Source organism: Marivirga lumbricoides (assembly GCF_014636295.1).
GTDB lineage: Bacteria > Bacteroidota > Bacteroidia > Cytophagales > Cyclobacteriaceae > Marivirga > Marivirga lumbricoides.
The window spans coordinates 63,627-81,371 of the sequence record NZ_BMEC01000018.1; the positions used below are offsets into that span (position 1 = coordinate 63,627).

A 17,745-nucleotide genomic window follows, 5' to 3' on the forward strand; every position below is an offset into this window, starting at 1 on the left:
CTAGGAGAAAAATTCGACTCGAACACTCCCAAACAAAGTAGAGCATATTTTAACCAAATAATTATGAAAAAGTACCACATTTTACTAGCTCTGTTAGCTACAGTCTTAATCTCTTGCTCCGATAAAGAAGATTATCAAACTCCCGATTTTGACAAACAATCAGATCACAATTTAATTACTATCGAGGATATCGATGATCATGGAATTACTTACTCTGTTATGTCTAATAACAAAGTAAATGAACTCATCAATAAGAAAGTAATTCACAAAGGTGAAGAATATCTGATTCTTTCAAAATTTACATCAACCCATCCAGAAAGGCGAGAGTTTATCGAAAATAATCAAACTCAAATAATTGTAGTAAGCGAATCTCCAACTTACGGTGATATATTAGTTCACTCACAGGTTATAGAGTTTACTGGAGGAACCCTAAATTCAAATGGGAGTTATACATGCATTTACCCGGGTTGTGAAATAGTTGGAAGTAAAGTTAGACAAGCTATAGGTGCTCCAACATCTTCACTCTTAGCTACTATAGATTATCAAGGGGAGTCAAAATCAAATATTTACTATTGCTCAGCTACAATAGATAGATATATTGGGTCTTCAACTACCTATGAACCCGAAATGTGGGAAAGTGTAGCAAGAAAATACACCGCTAGTACACCAGGTAGTTCACCTAATTGTCCTAGCTTTGCTGATCCAATAGGTAAAAGTAAAAGTACGTGGGCAAACGGTTATAAGTACGTCTCAGTATTTGTAGGCTGTGATGATTAATAAACATTAATAATCAAGTTTTAAGTCTTTACAATTTAAGGATATTGAACATCCTGGTATCATTAAATAGCATCAAGAATGTCTTGATGCTATTTTTATTTTTGGGCACTACAAATTCCTTTATGAGGTTTTGAGCTAAACTTGTAATTTAGCAGTGACAATAAATCTTTACTGAAAATGAAATTTATCAATAAACTATTACTCTGCGGTAGCATTATCATAATAGCTTTCTCATGTAATAATTCTAAAAGCGAATATGCTAACTTTTGTGATGAGTTAGATGCTGTGGACTTAGAAATGAATAATAAGGTTGAAGAAATTCAGAAGAAATATGCTAATAAAAAAGCATTTCTAAAGCGTTTCAACTCAGCTCAAATACAATGGATTCAATATAAAAACAGACATATCAGAGCAGTTTTCCCTCTAAAAAAAGAAATGTATAGTGAGCAGTACGGTAAAGATTATAATTACTGCAAGTGTGAAGAACTAGCTAGGCTTACAAAATTGAGAAATAACGAGTTAGAAAGATGGCTAAAGCCTTCTGAAAATAAAGAGAATTGTCCTGCCTCCTGGAATTAAATTAAGCCTATCAGGCAGGCAATTACACTAGAAGCATTATTAGATACTGAAAACCGCAATCTAATGAAAACCCTATGTATTTTCTAATTTTTGAATCCAAAAAAGGCTGTCAAAATTTAATTTTTAACAGCCTTTAATAATTTCAATTCCTATTTCATTACCTGAACTTATAAGTAAAACCTACATTGATGGCCCTACCCGGATTATATCTGGTAAATACTTGTTCTTTAGCCTGATATCCTTGGAAAAACTCCTCTCTCAAATCTCCCAGAATATTGCTCACTCCTACGGTTATCTGCATTCGATCATTCTCACCTAAAGTTTTATTCAAATTAAAGTTTAGGTTATGGAAAGGTTCAGAATAGACATCAGACCTATTACCTATACCAACAAATAGAAGTGTAGGACCTTGAACATTATAAAATAGACCAGCATCCCAGCCATTTTCAAAATCATTATAGGATAATCCTGCATTTATAATGTAAGGGGCTTGACCGGCCATATCTCTGGTATTTTTAATTTCTTGACCATCTCTTGCATTTCTAAGCCTTGAAGCAAATTCATTAGGAGCCATTTCAATAACAGAATGTACATATGTTACATTACCGTTAACTGAAAATCTCTCAAAAAAGGGAGATATAAATTCCAGATTTTTTCTAAACTCAATTTCACCTCCAATTACTTCACCTGATCCCACATTTCTTGGTTGGAAATAACCCGCAATTTGAACGTATTGAACGATTTCAATAGGATCAGTAAATTTCTTGTAAAATCCGCTAACAGAAAATGTTTGTCCCTTCTTCTGAAATAATTCCCACCTTACATCCAAATTATCTATATAGGTAGGGCTAAGGTTTCCGTCCCATATTTCATCTCCAGCTGCATTAAAATCAGGAAAAAAACCGCCCACGAATGACCTCCCTGATACAGGGTCAAGAATTTCAGCAAATGAGGCTTCTTTAAATGAAGGCCTTGCAGTGGTTTTGGAATATGAAAATCTAAGATTTTGCATATCATTCAGACCGTATATCAAGTTAACTGAAGGAAAAACATCAAATGTTTCTAATACTTGTTCATTATCAAGCATTAAACCTTGTTGATTAGTGCCTGTGTAATTCTGAGAATATTGTTCAGCTCTAATCCCTACAATAGCTTTCAAATCCTGCAGAAATACAAATTCATTAGAAAGATATGCTGCTGTATTACTAATATTCGCATCATATTGATTTGGGTTTACTGGAACAAACTGTGCTTCGAATCTGGTCCCCCTTGTTCCATTCTCATTGCTAGGCCATAAATTTTCAGGAAGCATGATAACATTAGGGTCTCTCGTGATAGTTACCCCATTAGGAATTATTTGATAATTTTCTATAGTATAATCTCTCTGCTTATAGGTATGTCCTCCACCAAATTTTAACTTAACATCCTCATCGCCCATAAATTTATATGTTCTGGTAACATCAACTTTCCCAGCTACATTTATTTCGTTTAACTCTCTCCAGATCCTTTCAGGATATCCTGATTCCGATCCAATAGAAAGATTTTCTCCATCAAAACCCTCATCTCTTATTCTAGTAAACCTTATGTCAGGATCATTAATAGAGGAAATTGTTGGAGATAATTTCCACGAAAGCTCCCACCTTTTGTCAGAACTATAATGTTCTCCTAGTAGCAATCCATTAGTTAATGATTTCTGCGAATATTCTAAATTTGTTTGATAAGCATCAAAATTAGCTCCTTGATCTCTGTTAAAATAAAGAAATTCTCCCGCCTTCTTCTCGCCATTCTGCAAATGCATTAGATTCAATGCTATCTTACTATTATTTGTTTTAATTGCGAGACCTCCGTTTGCACTTATAAGAACATCGTTAGTTCCGTAGTTACCTGTCTGTCTTTCTCTAACCTCCAATTCTGTTGTACTCGTGTTATTTGCTAACCCATACCTCCCAAACTCTGCATCTTGATAAAACCTAGTGGCATTTTTATAATTCAAAGAAAAATTATGACCTACTTTAATATTTCCAATAGAATTTTGATTTCCAAGATTAATCCCAGCACTAAAATCCATTCCACTGTTTCTTTGTATTGTACTAAGATTTCTATTGAAGCCATTCAAAATTTCCCTATATCGTAAACCCTCTTCTGAATCTGGCCTTCCAACAACGTTGCCATAAAGAGGTATCTCATCTTTAGAATATTTATATGCCGGATTACTCCTTGTACCATCATCAAAACCTAAAAAATCTGTGCTTCCACCATCATAAGTGAGATAATCAGATTGAAAATGCATTGCAGGATTATAGGTTCCTCCTATAGAAACACTTAAAACAGGTTCTTCGGGAAAGTTTTTAGTTTCAATATTAACAACACCACCTGTAAAATCAGCTGGTAGATCAGCACTAAATGATTTTGTTACAATTATATTATCAATAATTCCAGTCGGAAACATATCCATTTGGAGAGAATTTCTGTCAGGATCTAACCCTGGAATATCCATTCCATTTAAAATAGATTTAGTATAACGGTCTCCCAAACCCCTTATGTATACATATTTTCCACCTTCAACAGAAATACCCGGAACACGTTTTACAGCTGACGCTGCATCTCCATCCCCAATTTTTCGAAAATTCGCAGCAGAAATTCCATCCAACAAATTAGGTGATTTTCTTTTTATTGATAGAAGTGCTTCCTCTGTCGTTCTCAATGCTTTTGCAGTTACTACGACTTCTCCTAGTTGCTCTACATCCTCCTCAAGAGCGATGTTATCTACTATGGTTACTTGTCCTGCTTTTACAGAAATACCAGTAATATTAAGCTTTCTATATGTTACGAAAGAAGCTTGGAGGTTATAAGTACCTGGTTGAACAGAGATTTCAAATTTACCATCAAAATCTGTTACTGCGCCTGTTGATGTGTTTTCTATTATCACATTAACACCATATAACGCTTCACCGTTGGCAGCATCAGTAACAGTTCCTCTTATAGTTCCTTTTTGTGCATTGGCTATACTCAAAGAAAATAGAGATAAAACTACTAGAATTAGGATTTTTCTTGACATCACATTATTTTTATTTCGATGCAAAATTCCTAATATTAATCTAGAAAAAGTTTACTAACAAATTATTGTAATGTTAAAATATTGTTAACATTGTAATATTGCGATAATTAAAAAAGGCTCTACCAGTGGCAGAGCCTTTTTTAATAAGATCAGATTATATTATTTAAAAATCGCTTAACTCTCCAGCCTCGGCCGCCCAAGTCCAACCAGTAAATACTGATTTATCTGCTCCTACCGTTGGTTCAGTAACAATTTTAGCTTGCTGTTCTGTCAAACCTGCAAAAACATCACTGTCATCATTAGTATCGTTAAAGATGGCGTCAATTGTTCTGTTACCGCTCTCTAAATGGCTTACATTAAATTGAAGATTGCTCAATATAATATTACCATCATTCCAAGAGGCTAAGGTTTTACCGTTCGAAACACCAGTTTCTTCGTCTTTATCATTATCCAATTCAAAGTCCGAATTTGCTCTAAAGTTAAAGAAATAAATATTTTCTAACTTTGTTGCAACACCATCTCTTAAATCAGCATATTCACCACCAGTAGCATCTAAAGATCCTTTTATCGAACCATTTATTAGAGTGAATCCACCTTCATTTAAAGCACCTTCAGGACCATCTAATTCCAGGGCATGATCAGAATCTGCTCCTAAAATACCAATGAAATTATCTATTGTTCCTGTATAATCCTGATCACAATCAAAACTATCATCAAATGAATTCCATACTAATAAATTTTTAACATTAACACTGCCACCAAATGGTTCGATACCATCATCTTGGTTGGCAATAATTTCAATATTTTCAATAATCGTTCCAGATCCGACACCTCCTAAAGTCAAACCATTTATTTCGTTTCCTTCACCGATATTAGTACCCCCGTGACGTATAGATACATATTTGAATATACCTGAATTATCTTCTGTATTATCTCCACCATATAGACCTCTTGTATCTGAAGGTGGTATACCTTCTATTTGCTTCACCCCATCAGGTACAGAAACCGGAGCTCTACCTAATATAATCACTCCACCCCATAATCCGTCAGTATCGGGATCTAAATTTGGAGAAGCAATCATACCTGGTTGAATCTCATCTGCTATTGAGGTAAAAATGATAGGTTCCTCCGCAGTACCTTCTGCAAAGATTTGGCCTCCTCTAGCTATAACCAAAACAGTTGAATTTGCTCCAGAACCGGCTTGCCCTTTAATAATTGTTCCAGCTTCAATATTTAATATACCTCCGTCTTCAACAATGATTCTATCACCTAGTACATAAATATTGTTCTTTGTCCATGTAACTTCACCTGTAATCGCTTCAGTAACTACAATAGTTTGACTAACCGGAGGTGCCTCACCTACTGATAATACGTGAGTTACAGTTTCTTCATCACCGTCAACATCTGTAGCTGTAAAAACAAAAACAATATTTTTGTCTGCATCTGCTTCTTCTGCAGTGTAAGTAAACTCAACTGTAGCAGTAGTCTCTCCATCAAAAGTTCTTTCTTCACCAAAAGCAGCACCATCTTTTGTAATGCTAAATGATGCTAAGCCGTCCGGAGCTGTTAAAGTAGCTGTTACAGGACCTAAAGTACCTAAATTCTCGATTTTAGCAGTTGCAGGGATACCTGTAATAGTAACACCCGCATCAGGCTCGCCTGAATCATCATCATCACACGCGGTGAATCCGAAGCCTATTGCTACAAATAGCAAAGTAAATAATTTAAATTTTTTCATCGTGAATAATTTTTTTGCGTTTTTTAAATTCATCTGCGACAAAGGTGGGCAATTAGTATTACCTGAACTTCTACAGCTTTTTAGCAAATTGTTACCAATTATTTCCCGATGTTAATTTTATGTTAAACTAAAAAAGCATCCCAACCGAGATGCTTTTTTACGTGTCTTTATGTCCAATTAATTTTCTTGATGAAATTGATCATCCGAATAGGTATTATCCAATAGGTATTTTGGTAAGAATCGTCTGAATAATATCTTTTGTTGTTATGCCATCTGCCTCAGCTTCATAATTGAGTAATATTCTGTGATTCATCACATCATACGCGATTTCTTTAATATCTTCAGGCAATACATAATCCCTTCCTTCCATAAAAGCAATGGCTTTCGCTGCCAGATTTAAATTAATACTGGCTCTGGGAGAAACTCCATATTGAATATACTCTGCTTCTTTATTTAAATTATAATCCAAAGGGTTTCTGGTAGCATATACCAATTCAATGATATAATGCTCTAAAGACTCTGAAATTTCTACTTTATTAATTTCATCTCTTATCTTAAATATATCCTCTTTAGAAAGTAATGAACGCACTGTATTATCGAACGACAAATTAGCCATTCTTCGCATCACTTCTAACTCCTGAGATTTGGTAGGATAATCAACTGTTACTTTCAGCATAAACCTATCCACCTGAGCTTCCGGTAGTGGATAAGTACCTTCCTGATCTACCGGGTTTTGAGTAGCCAACACAAGAAATGGCCTGTCCAGCTTGAAGGAAGTTTCCCCAATGGTTACCTGTTTTTCCTGCATGGCTTCCAATAAGGCAGACTGCACTTTGGCAGGGGATCGGTTTACCTCATCAGCTAATATCAGGTTAGAGAAAATAGGGCCTTTTTTTACCTCAAATTTTCCTTCCTTCTGATTATAGATCATGGTTCCGATCAAATCGGAAGGCATTAAATCAGGGGTAAATTGCACCCTTTGAAAATCTAGATGTAAAACTTCTGCCAGGGTATTAACAGTCAGGGTTTTTGCCAGGCCCGGCACACCTTCCAATAGCACATGTCCATTGGTAAAAAGGCCTACCAAAAGCCTGTTGATCATGTATTCCTGACCCACTACTACTTTTCCAACCTCAGCAATAACTTCTTTAACCTTTTGCTGTAACAAACTTCTTTCCTCAGATATTTGTGTTTCTTCCATCATTCAATGTCAATAATTATATTCCAAATCTATTAAAATGAAACGATACTATGAATAGATTCATTGTGAGATTTTAGTTTTAATCTACCTTCTAAAAACCCTAACTCAATTAAAAAGGTAAAGTTGCAGGCGACTGCACCCAGCTTCTCCACCAAAATTGCTGCAGCCTCAGCAGTTCCGCCAGTCGCTAATAAATCGTCATGGATCATTACGCGCTGACCCGGCTTTAAAGCGTCTTCATGAATTTCCATGCTGGCGCTGCCATACTCAAGGCTATAAGCATGCTTAACGGTTTTATAAGGAAGCTTTCCTTCTTTCCGCACAGGAACAAAGGGTATTCCTAGCCTCTCAGCAATCAGCATTCCGAATAAAAAGCCTCTTGACTCAACACCAACAATTACATCAATATCTTGCTCTTTGGCTTTCTCTGCAAACCAATCAACTATTTCCTTCACTAAAGAGGGATTTGAAAGAACAGGAGTAATATCTTTAAATATGATTCCCGGTTTGGGAAAATCAGGAATATCCCTGATGGATTGGTTTAGTTTTTCTGATACTGTCATTAAAATTATCGATTTCTACTTTTGAGCTTTTTATAGAATGGCTAAGTTAATTAAATTACTATAACGATTCCTATATCAGAGATTCTAATTAATAAACATATCTGACCTATGCGAGGTACCGACATGGCCACAACATTGCGATGTACGTATGTCGCAAACATCAGACATTTTTAGTTAATGTTGATCTTTTTAATTTCAGACACCCACTCACAAATCTCGGTTTCCAATCATTATTTTAACCCCTTCGCTTTTTCCCAGTAAAAATCCATCTCTTTTAAAGTCATATCGCCCAAACTTTTACCTGCCTTTTTAGATTCCTGCTCAAGATATTGAAACCTCTTGATAAATTTTTTGTTAGTCTTTTCAAGTGCCTCTTCAGGGTTAATATCATTAAATCGGGCATAATTAATCAGGCTAAAAAGTACATCTCCAAATTCTTCTGTAGCTTTTTCTTTATTTCCGGCTTCCTCCTCCTGCTTAAACTCCTGAATTTCTTCCCGCACTTTTCCCCATACCTGGCTCTTTTCGTCCCAATCAAAACCTATCCCTCGTGCTTTTTCCTGAATGCGCATAGCCTTAATAAGTGCTGGTAAGGATTTTGGAACTCCTCCTAAAACAGAAACATTACCTTTTTCCTTAAGCTTAATTTTTTCCCAGTTAGATTTTACCGCATCTTCATCATCAGCCTTAACATCTGCATAAATATGGGGGTGACGATGAATCAACTTATCGCAAATACCATTCAGAACATCTGAAACATCAAAAGCTTTCTGCTCATCCGCTATGCGTGAATAGAAAACCAGGTGCAACATAATATCACCCAGCTCCTTTTTGATCTCCTGAAGATCCCCTTCTAAAATGGCATCAGAAAGCTCAAAAGTTTCTTCTATGGTTAAATGACGGATACTTTCTATGGTTTGCTTTTGATCCCAAGGACAAAGCATGCGCAACTGATCCATAATAGTTAATAAACGGTCAAAGGCTTTTAGCTTTTCATCCCTTTTCGGATCAGGATATTGTGGAACTTCTTTGGCTTTCATTGCTGAGGGAATTTTATTCAACTATTTTTTAAAACACAAAAAACAACATAATTAATTGGAAAAGGAAATTGACTAGATTATCAAATCTTACAAAAACTTAAATAGAGCCTATTAGGCAACTACACGAGAATCAAATACATGTGCATGAATTTCAGTAACAAACTATTAACTATTGTGTGCTCTAATTTTAGGATCCATATAAAATATTCAATCAGAGGGTATAGTTTATAATATTACCTGCTATCCTCCTCAGATAAAATTTCGCTAATATTTAAAATTATATCATTTAACTCATACGCTGATAAATCTATTAGGCCAATTATATTCTTTAATTCTTCTTCATTATGTTCATATTTACTGATATTGATTAATCCTAAAATGCGAGCCAGTGGCCCACGCACTTTATGAGCATTTAAATTGGCATATTCAATAATTTTCTTGTTCTTCATCTGGATTATGTCCGACCGCTCTTTAACCAGTCTCTCCAGGTCCTGATTTAATTGATGGAGTTGTTCGGATTGACTTAATAACTCTTCATTTGTAAGCGTAAGTGCTCTATTGGAAGCACTCAATTTCTCCTCGTACCGGATATTAATTTTATTAAACCTGTATATGATTACACAAAGAAACAAGCTGAATAAAATTGGTGGTAATTTATAATCAGTGAAGCTATCCATATAATTAACCAACTCTATTTTATTAGGATTAAAACTAATTAGTAGTTTATCAATAAAGATGGTAAGTATAAAGTAGAAGGCTGAAAAAATAAGCATTAATTTTCTCTCAAGCTTATAATGAAATATTAAGAGAGGTAGCCCGGCAAAAATTGCTGTAGCATAATGAAACCACAAAAGCTGGCCAGGAAAAAAATCCTGCAAAATTATGGGCATTCCCACTATAAAGAAACCAGGGCCAATTATAAATAAACTTTTAGCAGCTTTATAATGGCCTGCTTTATTAATAAAAGGTACTAAAGGTAATAATAGGGCAATAATCAAACGCCTATAACCTGCTAATGTATTGACTGCAAAGAAAAAATCATTGATTACAAGAAACAGGCAAATTAGTGACAGGTAGATACTAAGTGAGTTAGTTAAGTAAACTTTCCTCTGCTGTTCTGCATCAGTTTCTTCCTCGATGCCTAACTGGAATATCTTAAAAAAAAAACTCTTTAACTTCATCCTGTTTAGTAATATAAACTAATAGTACAGGAAGCGAGATATTGCTATAGTAATATATCACTACCAGATAGTAAATTTTAACTGTTTTTCAATATAAGAAACTTTGCCTGTTTCTTAGGCGTTATGCGGTAAGAGTATTAATTTTGCGAAACAAAAGTAAAAGCATTATTTATAATGCGACCAATAAAATTATAGATTTATGACTACATTTTTGGTAACTATAGGATTTATCGCAGCATTTTTCTTAATGATGTCTGTAAGATTATTATTTGTGAAAAATGGCGAATTTAAGGGGACCTGTGCTTCCCAAAGCCCTTTTCTCAACAAAGAAGGAGAGGCTTGTGGCTTTTGTGGCCGTCAACCTGGGGAACAGTGTGGAAACCCTGATTCAGAAGTAAACAAGGTTTTAAATAAATTTTAAAGTATAGTTGCTCAAAAAAAATGGGGTTTCTTGCTGAGAAACCCCATTTTTTTTGAGCAACTCTTACTTAGAACAACTTCATGAAGAAGTTAATAATTTCTGCTCGAATGGCAGGGTTGGCTCCGGAAGCTAATGCTACAGAGATAAGTAAACCTATCATTGCGTAAGAGAAATCTCTTAAGATCATCTTTCCTGCTTTCATTTTATGCTTTTTGCCTTTCTTCTTACGGGCAAGGCTCACAGCTATTTCCCTTCCACCTATTATACCTAAAAACACCCAAGTGGTACTCATGGGTACGGTACTTATAAATAACTTATATATTAATAAGATCACGTAAGTTAAATCCACCAAAGTAGCCGCTCTTACATCAGAAATTCTTACTTTCTCGCTTACTACTCTTTGAATTTTATCGCCACGAAGGTAGAATAGCAAGCCAAGGCCAAAAAATATAGTAGCTGCAAAAACAAAGAATTGAAAAGCCGTTTGTTGACGAGGAAGAAAAACAGCCACATTAGCTCCATCCTGCATTACCCAAACCGCCCATAAAGTACCACTAACTACCCATTGGGTAATACTCCAGCCTACGTGCATACTACGGCTTTTAAAGTATTTCTTAATAATGTTATAGCCGGCATACCACACAATAAATGATAAAATAAAAGCAAGGGCATAACCTGAAACACTCTTTAGCACCATTGAGGTTATTCCACTGGAGCTGGCACTAAAAACGCTCAATAAAAGAAAAGTAGTGGAAACGGGCATTCTCATTCTTGTAAGGATAAGCAATACCAGCGGAGCTATTATCTGGAAAAAGCTGAAATTTTCTGGGTGGGGGTAATCACTTGTTCCATCCGGATTGAGCAAGCGCTGGTAAGTAACATCTCCATCAAAATAAACCCAACTGAAAGTGACTGTTATTAAGAAAATACTACCGATAAAAAGCCATAAGACCCACCATTGCCTCAATTTATTGCTCTCTATAAACGTTCCCAGAGATTGAATACTGTCGTTTGCCACAGCAGCATAAGCTGCAAATGCAAAACCTAGCCACATGGCCGCTCTTCCGTAATCTATTAAAATTGCCGCTAAAACAAATCCTGAAAGTATAATTGCAAGAAAAGTCTTTTCCTGAATGAGAAAATCAAGCACATTTAAGTAAGGCCTGTTCCTCTCAATTCTCTTAAATTTTTTCGCCATTGAAATTTGTTGAATTAATCTTAAAATTCTACTGCAAAAATATGTTTATAATTAGTCTTTTCAATATTGCGGCATCTTATTTCGACTAATTCAATGTTATCATATTGTTAAGAAAGACATAAAACTACGTTTAAAAAAACAGTATATAACACATAAATGCCGATTGTAAAGATTAAATAAACATTTAATTAATATTATTGATAGCTGAGAAGGGCCGTTTGTAAAGAGAATTTATAACTATGAAACTGCAGTAGCAGATTTCACAAAGTACCTCTATACGCTTTGTTTACGATTAACAAACGCTACTAAAGAAAGCATTACCGGCACCTCTACCAGAACACCTACCACACATACCAATGCTGCGGGGCTTTTTAAACCAAATAAACCAATAGCAACAGCAACTGACAGCTCGAAAAAATTACTGGCGCCAATCATTGCTGCAGGCGCACAAACAGCATGCGTTAAATGAAGTTTTTTACCCGCAAACCAGGTAATGAAAAAGATAAAATAAGTCTGAATAATTAAAGGAACCCCTATTAGTAAAATAATAAAAGGATTATTCAGTATATGTTCTCCCTGAAAAGCAAAAAGTAACAGTAATGTTAATAGCAAAGCAATTATGCTAAATGGCTTCAATTTGGGTAGAAACTCCTCTTTAAACCACTGTTGTCCTCTGGATTTTGTCAAGATTTTATTTGTTAAAATACCCGCTACCAAAGGAAGCACCACATAGATGAAGATACTTAAAAAAAGTGTAGAGTAAGGAACAACCACATCAGTTATTCCCAATAAAAGACCTACAATAGGAACAAAGGCTATAAGAATAATCAAATCATTTACCGATACCTGCATCAGGGTATAGTTAGGATCACCATCACTTAAATAGGACCACACAAAAACCATAGCTGTGCAGGGTGCTGCACCCAATATTATGGCTCCTGCAATATATTCACCTGCCAGTTCAGTAGAAATAACCGCCTGGTAGATATTAGAAAAGAATAACCATGCAAAAAATGCCATAGTAAAAGGCTTTAAAAACCAGTTAACTACTACAGTTAACAAAATACCTTTAGGCTTTCTACCTACTTTCTTAATACTTGAAAGATCTATTTGCAGCATCATAGGGTAAATCATCATCCAAATGAAAATAGCAATGGGTATATTAACCTGATAAATCTCCATCTCGCTCAAATATTGTATGGAATCTCCCACCAAAGAGCCAATTAGAATTCCTCCAACGATACAAAGAGCTACCCAAAGACTTAAATATTTCTCAAAAAATGCTATCTGCTTTTTACTCTTTTTTAAATTCTTAACCATCTGTTTTCTGAATTTGAGAAAAAACATAAAACATCTCTGTGGCTATTTCAATAGAACGTTCTTCGTATTTCTGTAGCTCAAGCGGAGTGTCATCAAACAGTTTAGGGTCTTCATACCTGACAGGAACTCTTAAATGAGCGCCTGGTATAAAAGGACAGTTTTCATCTGCATGAGAACAAGTCATTATAGCGGCAAAATCTCTGTTAGGATTAATGGCATCATCATACAATTTAGAAAATGCCACAACAGGTTCTGAATCATCAGAGTAGAAGATGAACCATTTAGGGTTTAGTTCACCTTTACGTGTAACTCTAAAACCGGCTTTTTTAATTGCTTCTACAGCTCTATCGTTAAAACCTGTCACTTCCACACCTCCAGAGTAGCTCTCTATATGTACATTGTGATAAGCTGCCGCTGTTTTAGCCCATATCTGAGCTAGCTGGCTTCTTCGGCTATTATGTGTACAAATAAAATTCAGTCGAACAGGTAAATGTTCATTTATTCTTTGCTGCACATACCCTACTAACTTTTCCAGCACCGCCTTTCTCTCTTGTGTAATTGCTTGAAAGGGTAGTCGACCTATTGTTTCCAAAAGCTGGCTATTAAGCATCAGTGTACTTTTCATGATGTTTTTATTACTGGCAACAACCACCATCAGGAGTACATACATTGCCTGAAGAAGCTGTCATATCTGCCAGCTTCAGCTTGGGTTTGTTAACCTTTACTGAAGAAAGTCCGCACTGGTCTTTTGCCAAACAATCAGCTTGTTTAACTGTGAGAAGAAATCTCTCATTGGAAAAGTTCAACCCATATTTCCCTATTGTCTGCATCTCATATTCAACTTCAACCTCTAGTTCATCGGATAAGCCCAATTTTTCCTCTGAAAAGATAATGATGTCGTATAGCTTCTTCACACTTAATCTATGGTCATAATCTTGTGCCTCTAAAAGTTGAAAATTGATGATTCTATCATTTCTTAGAGAGCCTCCACAATCAATGAATTTTTTGGTAATTAAGCCTATTTCGGTTATGTGGAAATGTTCTGGTACCGTTGTACCATCTGGTAACTCAAATATTACCTGCTTTAAATCACTCAATGCTGATTTTACTTCGGATAGGTTCATAATTTTAATTTTTTAATTTTTAAAAAAGCAGTTGTATCATTTTTAGCAACAGCTATTCCCTGAAGGGTTTTTATACATATCAAATAACTCATTCAAAAGCCTTTGCATCTCAGCCCATTTTTCAGGATTAATACAATAGCTCATTGATGCACCTTCAATTGTCCCTTTTATTATGCCAAGCGTCTTCAATTCTTTTAAATGCTGGCTGATAGTTGCCTGGGCTAAACCTAATTCATTTACTAAATGGCCATTAATACAAGCTTCAGCTTTCAGAAGGTATTGAATAATTGCTATTCTGGCAGGATGAGCAAAGGCTTTAGCAAGACTAGCCAAATCATTTTGTTCTTCAGTAAAAAGATTAGATTTAGTAATTCCCATTTTATGTAATTATATATTGCAATATTACGATAAACCAATACGATAACAAAATACTTATCAACATTTAGTTTAACTATAAATAATATGGAATCTAAAATTAGATTCCATAATGGTTAATCATTTGATTTGTGTGTATTTGCCTAATACGCTCTTTTTAATAGTTTTAGTGCTATTCGTACAATTCCAGTCTTTTTCTCAAGCGAAGTATTTCTTCCTGAAGTGAATCAATTTTATTCACCAAACGATTAATTACCTCTATTCCCTGATGGTTAATCTCCAGATCATTGTGCAACCTGACAAACTTCTCCAGAGCACTCAACTGAGAGTTAGGGATGCATTTTACCTGATCTACTATGGTAACTTCAATTAAATCAGATTCGCTTAAGGATACTATAAAGCTTTCAGATACTTCATGATATCGGCAAATTGTTTCAATAGATATATAATTCTCTGTTTCCATAATTCTTAGTTTGATAAGTTGGCTAACTCTGTAAATAAGTCTTTTTGCTTCTGACCCAGATTTTCCGGTATTTTAACCTGGTAGGTAATGTATAAATCTCCGAATAGTCCCTCCTTCTTATAAAACGGGAAACCTTTTCCTTTCAAACGAACCTTCGTGCCTGGCTGTGTACCAGGCTTTACTTTCAGTTTCAGCTTTCCACTCATGCTATCCAAAACTATTTCCCCACCTAATACCGCAGTGTATAAATCTATTTCCTTTGTTGTGTACAGATCATTATCTACCCTTTTAAACTGTTGTGTATTACTTACAGCGAAAGTAATATACAAATCTCCTTTTGGCCCACCATTTATCCCTTCTCCTCCATAGCCTGACAATTTTATAGTTTGTCCATCAGCAATTCCTGCCGGAATAGTAATACGAACATTTTTTCCATTAATAGTAAAAGTCTGCTTATGGGTTTTATACGCTTCAAAAAGACTCAGTTGAATTTCACTGTTGTAATCCCGCCCTTTAAATTTTACCGGCCTACTACCTGTAGCTTGTCCGGCAAATCCTCCAAACATAGATTCAAAGAAGTCAGAAAAACTACCTCCTTCAAAGCCTCCTGAAAATGATTGACTTCCTTCCGCATAAGTATTTTGTTGCTGCTGAGCTTTTCTATACTTCTCATATTCTTCCCCGTGCTCCCAATCCTTTCCATACTTATCATACTTTTCCCTCTTCTCAGGATCACTTAAAACTGCATTTGCTTCATTTAATTGCTGAAACTTCCTTTGCGCATCTTTATCATTAGGATTTACATCAGGATGATACTTTCTGGCCAGCTTACGGTAGGCCTTTTTAATATCACTTGTGGAAGCATTTTTACTTACTTCCAGCACTTTATAATAATCAATAAATTCCATAGAATTAGAAGAGAAAATTAATTGTTAAACCTTAATACATTTCAGAATAAAACTTCCTTATCCAACCTTTTTACATGCTCTCCAGAGGATTTTGATCTACCTTAAATGTGTTACTTGCTATATGAATATTTACGAATTTGATCTTGCTGATGTTTATAATTTTTATTGATGTGGACAAAAGAAAAAATATTTAATTCATAAGTAAATGGAGTTGAAAATATAGCTAAATAACTGTAATTATATGTTTTACCAGTAAGGGATATGCAATAAGACCAATTGACATTTTAACTTTTCATATAATTATTGCACAATTCAACATACTTTCCTCAAAAACATTATACTGCGTTACTAATTTTCGTAACTTTGGGGGTTTAACAAATTATTATCAACGTGACCTTAATTAAATCAATTTCAGGCATCAGAGGAACCATCGGCGGTAAAGCCGGAGATGCATTGACTCCAATTGATATCGTAAAGTTTGCCGGGGCTTATGCCGCCTGGATTAAGAGCAAATCTGATAACAATAAAATAGTGATAGGAAGGGACGCGCGCGCTTCGGGCGAGGTTGTTTCTAAATTGGTAGCAGGTACACTCCAAAGTATGGGTATGCATGTTGTGGATTTAGGCCTATCAACTACACCTACAGTTGAGCTTGCCGTGGTTCTAGAAAAAGCAGGTGGAGGTATCATTCTAACAGCAAGCCATAATCCGGCTCAGTGGAATGCACTAAAACTACTTAATGATAAAGGTGAATTTATTTCTGATGCTGATGGAAAGGAATTGTTGGAATTAGCAGAATCAGGAAAATATAGCTTTAGCGAAGTTAAAAAGCTAGGCAAATACACCACTCAAGACCATTACATCCAAAAACATATAGATATGATATTGGATTTAGAACTTGTAGACATTCCGGCTATCAGAGAAAGGAAATTTAAAGTGGTGGTAGATGCTGTTAACAGTACTGGAGGCATCGCTATTCCTAAGCTTCTGAAAGCTTTAGGTGTAGCTGAAGTAAGAGAATTGTACTGTTATCCTGATGGAAATTTCCCTCACAACCCAGAGCCATTGCCAGAAAACATTACTCAAATATGCAATGAGTTGGCCAATGGCCATTATGATTTAGGCTTTGTGCTTGATCCTGATGTAGACAGGCTAGCGATTGTAACGGAAGACGGAACTCCATTTGGGGAAGAGTATACTTTAGTGGCAATTGCAGATTATGTATTAAGTAAAACTCCTGGCAATACTGTTTCTAACCTATCCAGTACACGTGCCTTAAGAGACATTACTGAGAAACATGGCAATGTATATGCTGCCTCTGCAGTGGGCGAGGTAAATGTTGTTGCTAAAATGAAAGAAACCAATGCAATTATCGGAGGGGAAGGAAATGGAGGAATAATCTATCCTGCCAGCCATTATGGTAGAGATGCCTTAGTAGGTATAGCTTTGTTTTTAACACATTTAGCAAAAAGTGGTAAATCCTGCTCTCATTTAAGAGCAACTTATCCTAATTACCATATATCCAAGAATAAAATTGAGTTAAGTCATGATATTAACGTAGATGCTATTCTAACCGGAATTCAGGAGAAGTACAAAAACCAGCCTATAAACACCATTGATGGCGTGAAGGTGGAGTTTGATAGTGAGTGGGTCCACTTAAGAAAATCTAACACAGAACCTATTATCAGGATTTACTCTGAGGCAGATTCAGAATCTAAAGCAGAGCACCTGGCACAGAAAATGATCTCCGATATCAAGGAAATAATTAATCATAAAGAATAAATTAAAAAGTTATCAGC

The 17,745-nt window shown here is 35.4% G+C and carries 17 protein-coding genes; 4 read left to right on the forward strand and 13 right to left on the reverse strand.

Annotated features, from left to right (window positions below; all coding sequences use genetic code 11):
• Nucleotides 1–63: 63 nt before the first annotated feature.
• Nucleotides 64–777, forward strand: a complete 714-nt coding sequence (locus tag IEV85_RS22360) for a hypothetical protein (protein WP_188467500.1) — start codon at nt 64–66, stop codon at nt 775–777.
• A 177-nt stretch (nt 778–954) separates the two neighbouring features.
• Nucleotides 955–1,356: a lysozyme inhibitor LprI family protein gene (locus IEV85_RS22365; RefSeq protein WP_188467501.1), complete on the forward strand. Its 402-nt coding sequence runs from the start codon at nt 955–957 to the stop codon at nt 1,354–1,356.
• Nucleotides 1,357–1,513: 157 nt separating this feature from the next.
• Here IEV85_RS22365 and IEV85_RS22370 read toward each other — a convergent pair whose 3' ends face one another.
• The 6 genes from IEV85_RS22370 to IEV85_RS22395 form a co-directional block, all read right to left on the reverse strand.
• On the reverse strand, nt 1,514–4,414 hold the full coding sequence (locus IEV85_RS22370; RefSeq protein ID WP_188467502.1) for a TonB-dependent receptor domain-containing protein: 2,901 nt from the start codon (nt 4,412–4,414) through the stop codon (nt 1,514–1,516).
• A 163-nt stretch (nt 4,415–4,577) separates the two neighbouring features.
• Nucleotides 4,578–6,152: a hypothetical protein gene (locus tag IEV85_RS22375; RefSeq protein ID WP_188467503.1), complete on the reverse strand. Its 1,575-nt coding sequence runs from the start codon at nt 6,150–6,152 to the stop codon at nt 4,578–4,580.
• Between the two features lie 214 nt (nt 6,153–6,366).
• The gene (locus tag IEV85_RS22380; protein WP_425562909.1) at nt 6,367–7,353 is read right to left on the reverse strand and encodes an AAA family ATPase; all 987 of its coding nucleotides are present in this window, start codon (nt 7,351–7,353) and stop codon (nt 6,367–6,369) included.
• 32 nt (nt 7,354–7,385) lie between these two features.
• Entirely contained in the window at nt 7,386–7,916 is a 531-nt protein-coding gene (locus IEV85_RS22385; RefSeq protein ID WP_188467504.1) for an adenine phosphoribosyltransferase, read from the reverse strand.
• A gap of 230 nt (nt 7,917–8,146) precedes the next feature.
• Entirely contained in the window at nt 8,147–8,956 is an 810-nt protein-coding gene (mazG, locus tag IEV85_RS22390; RefSeq protein WP_188467505.1) for a nucleoside triphosphate pyrophosphohydrolase, read from the reverse strand.
• Between the two features lie 233 nt (nt 8,957–9,189).
• The gene (locus tag IEV85_RS22395; RefSeq protein WP_188467506.1) at nt 9,190–10,137 is read right to left on the reverse strand and encodes a histidine kinase; all 948 of its coding nucleotides are present in this window, start codon (nt 10,135–10,137) and stop codon (nt 9,190–9,192) included.
• 199 nt (nt 10,138–10,336) lie between these two features.
• Between IEV85_RS22395 and IEV85_RS22400 the strand changes: the two genes are divergently transcribed.
• Entirely contained in the window at nt 10,337–10,558 is a 222-nt protein-coding gene (locus IEV85_RS22400) for a hypothetical protein (RefSeq protein ID WP_188467507.1), read from the forward strand.
• Nucleotides 10,559–10,625: 67 nt separating this feature from the next.
• Here the strand turns inward: IEV85_RS22400 and IEV85_RS22405 are convergent, their stop codons facing one another.
• The 7 genes from IEV85_RS22405 to IEV85_RS22435 all read right to left on the reverse strand — a co-directional run bounded on the left by IEV85_RS22405 (nt 10,626) and on the right by IEV85_RS22435 (nt 15,946).
• Nucleotides 10,626–11,756: a hypothetical protein gene (locus IEV85_RS22405; RefSeq protein ID WP_188467508.1), complete on the reverse strand. Its 1,131-nt coding sequence runs from the start codon at nt 11,754–11,756 to the stop codon at nt 10,626–10,628.
• A gap of 273 nt (nt 11,757–12,029) precedes the next feature.
• Complete coding sequence (gene arsB / locus IEV85_RS22410) at nt 12,030–13,076, reverse strand: ACR3 family arsenite efflux transporter (RefSeq protein WP_188467509.1); 1,047 nt, start codon at nt 13,074–13,076, stop codon at nt 12,030–12,032.
• A complete protein-coding gene (locus tag IEV85_RS22415; protein ID WP_229712696.1) occupies nt 13,069–13,701 on the reverse strand; it encodes a low molecular weight phosphatase family protein in 633 nt (210 codons plus the stop codon). Before IEV85_RS22415 ends, arsB begins: the two co-directional genes overlap by 8 nt.
• A 10-nt stretch (nt 13,702–13,711) precedes the next feature.
• Entirely contained in the window at nt 13,712–14,200 is a 489-nt protein-coding gene (locus IEV85_RS22420) for a DUF6428 family protein (protein ID WP_188467510.1), read from the reverse strand.
• Nucleotides 14,201–14,242: 42 nt separating this feature from the next.
• Entirely contained in the window at nt 14,243–14,578 is a 336-nt protein-coding gene (locus IEV85_RS22425; protein WP_188467511.1) for an ArsR/SmtB family transcription factor, read from the reverse strand.
• Nucleotides 14,579–14,747: 169 nt separating this feature from the next.
• Complete coding sequence (locus IEV85_RS22430; protein ID WP_188467512.1) at nt 14,748–15,038, reverse strand: chaperone modulator CbpM; 291 nt, start codon at nt 15,036–15,038, stop codon at nt 14,748–14,750.
• A 5-nt stretch (nt 15,039–15,043) separates the two neighbouring features.
• Nucleotides 15,044–15,946, reverse strand: a complete 903-nt coding sequence (locus tag IEV85_RS22435; protein ID WP_188467513.1) for a DnaJ C-terminal domain-containing protein — start codon at nt 15,944–15,946, stop codon at nt 15,044–15,046.
• A 390-nt stretch (nt 15,947–16,336) separates the two neighbouring features.
• Between IEV85_RS22435 and glmM the strand changes: the two genes are divergently transcribed.
• Nucleotides 16,337–17,728: a phosphoglucosamine mutase gene (gene glmM / locus IEV85_RS22440; RefSeq protein ID WP_188467514.1), complete on the forward strand. Its 1,392-nt coding sequence runs from the start codon at nt 16,337–16,339 to the stop codon at nt 17,726–17,728.
• Nucleotides 17,729–17,745 lie beyond the last annotated feature (17 nt).

Excerpts from the sequence above, each read along its gene's own strand:
- IEV85_RS22425 (WP_188467511.1), bottom strand. The coding sequence starts at position 14,578 with ATGGGAATTACTAAATCTAATCTTTTTACTGAAGAACAAAATGATTTG.
- IEV85_RS22395 (WP_188467506.1), bottom strand. The coding sequence starts at position 10,137 with ATGAAGTTAAAGAGTTTTTTTTTTAAGATATTCCAGTTAGGCATCGAG.
- IEV85_RS22405 (WP_188467508.1), bottom strand. The coding sequence starts at position 11,756 with ATGGCGAAAAAATTTAAGAGAATTGAGAGGAACAGGCCTTACTTAAAT.
- IEV85_RS22380 (WP_425562909.1), bottom strand. The coding sequence starts at position 7,353 with ATGGAAGAAACACAAATATCTGAGGAAAGAAGTTTGTTACAGCAAAAG.
- IEV85_RS22430 (WP_188467512.1), bottom strand. The coding sequence starts at position 15,038 with ATGGAAACAGAGAATTATATATCTATTGAAACAATTTGCCGATATCAT.
- arsB (WP_188467509.1), bottom strand. The coding sequence starts at position 13,076 with ATGGTTAAGAATTTAAAAAAGAGTAAAAAGCAGATAGCATTTTTTGAG.
- IEV85_RS22420 (WP_188467510.1), bottom strand. The coding sequence starts at position 14,200 with ATGAACCTATCCGAAGTAAAATCAGCATTGAGTGATTTAAAGCAGGTA.
- IEV85_RS22415 (WP_229712696.1), bottom strand. The coding sequence starts at position 13,701 with ATGAAAAGTACACTGATGCTTAATAGCCAGCTTTTGGAAACAATAGGT.
- IEV85_RS22435 (WP_188467513.1), bottom strand. The coding sequence starts at position 15,946 with ATGGAATTTATTGATTATTATAAAGTGCTGGAAGTAAGTAAAAATGCT.
- IEV85_RS22400 (WP_188467507.1), top strand. The coding sequence starts at position 10,337 with ATGACTACATTTTTGGTAACTATAGGATTTATCGCAGCATTTTTCTTA.
- IEV85_RS22375 (WP_188467503.1), bottom strand. The coding sequence starts at position 6,152 with ATGAAAAAATTTAAATTATTTACTTTGCTATTTGTAGCAATAGGCTTC.
- mazG (WP_188467505.1), bottom strand. The coding sequence starts at position 8,956 with ATGAAAGCCAAAGAAGTTCCACAATATCCTGATCCGAAAAGGGATGAA.
- IEV85_RS22360 (WP_188467500.1), top strand. The coding sequence starts at position 64 with ATGAAAAAGTACCACATTTTACTAGCTCTGTTAGCTACAGTCTTAATC.
- IEV85_RS22370 (WP_188467502.1), bottom strand. The coding sequence starts at position 4,414 with ATGTCAAGAAAAATCCTAATTCTAGTAGTTTTATCTCTATTTTCTTTG.
- IEV85_RS22365 (WP_188467501.1), top strand. The coding sequence starts at position 955 with ATGAAATTTATCAATAAACTATTACTCTGCGGTAGCATTATCATAATA.
- IEV85_RS22385 (WP_188467504.1), bottom strand. The coding sequence starts at position 7,916 with ATGACAGTATCAGAAAAACTAAACCAATCCATCAGGGATATTCCTGAT.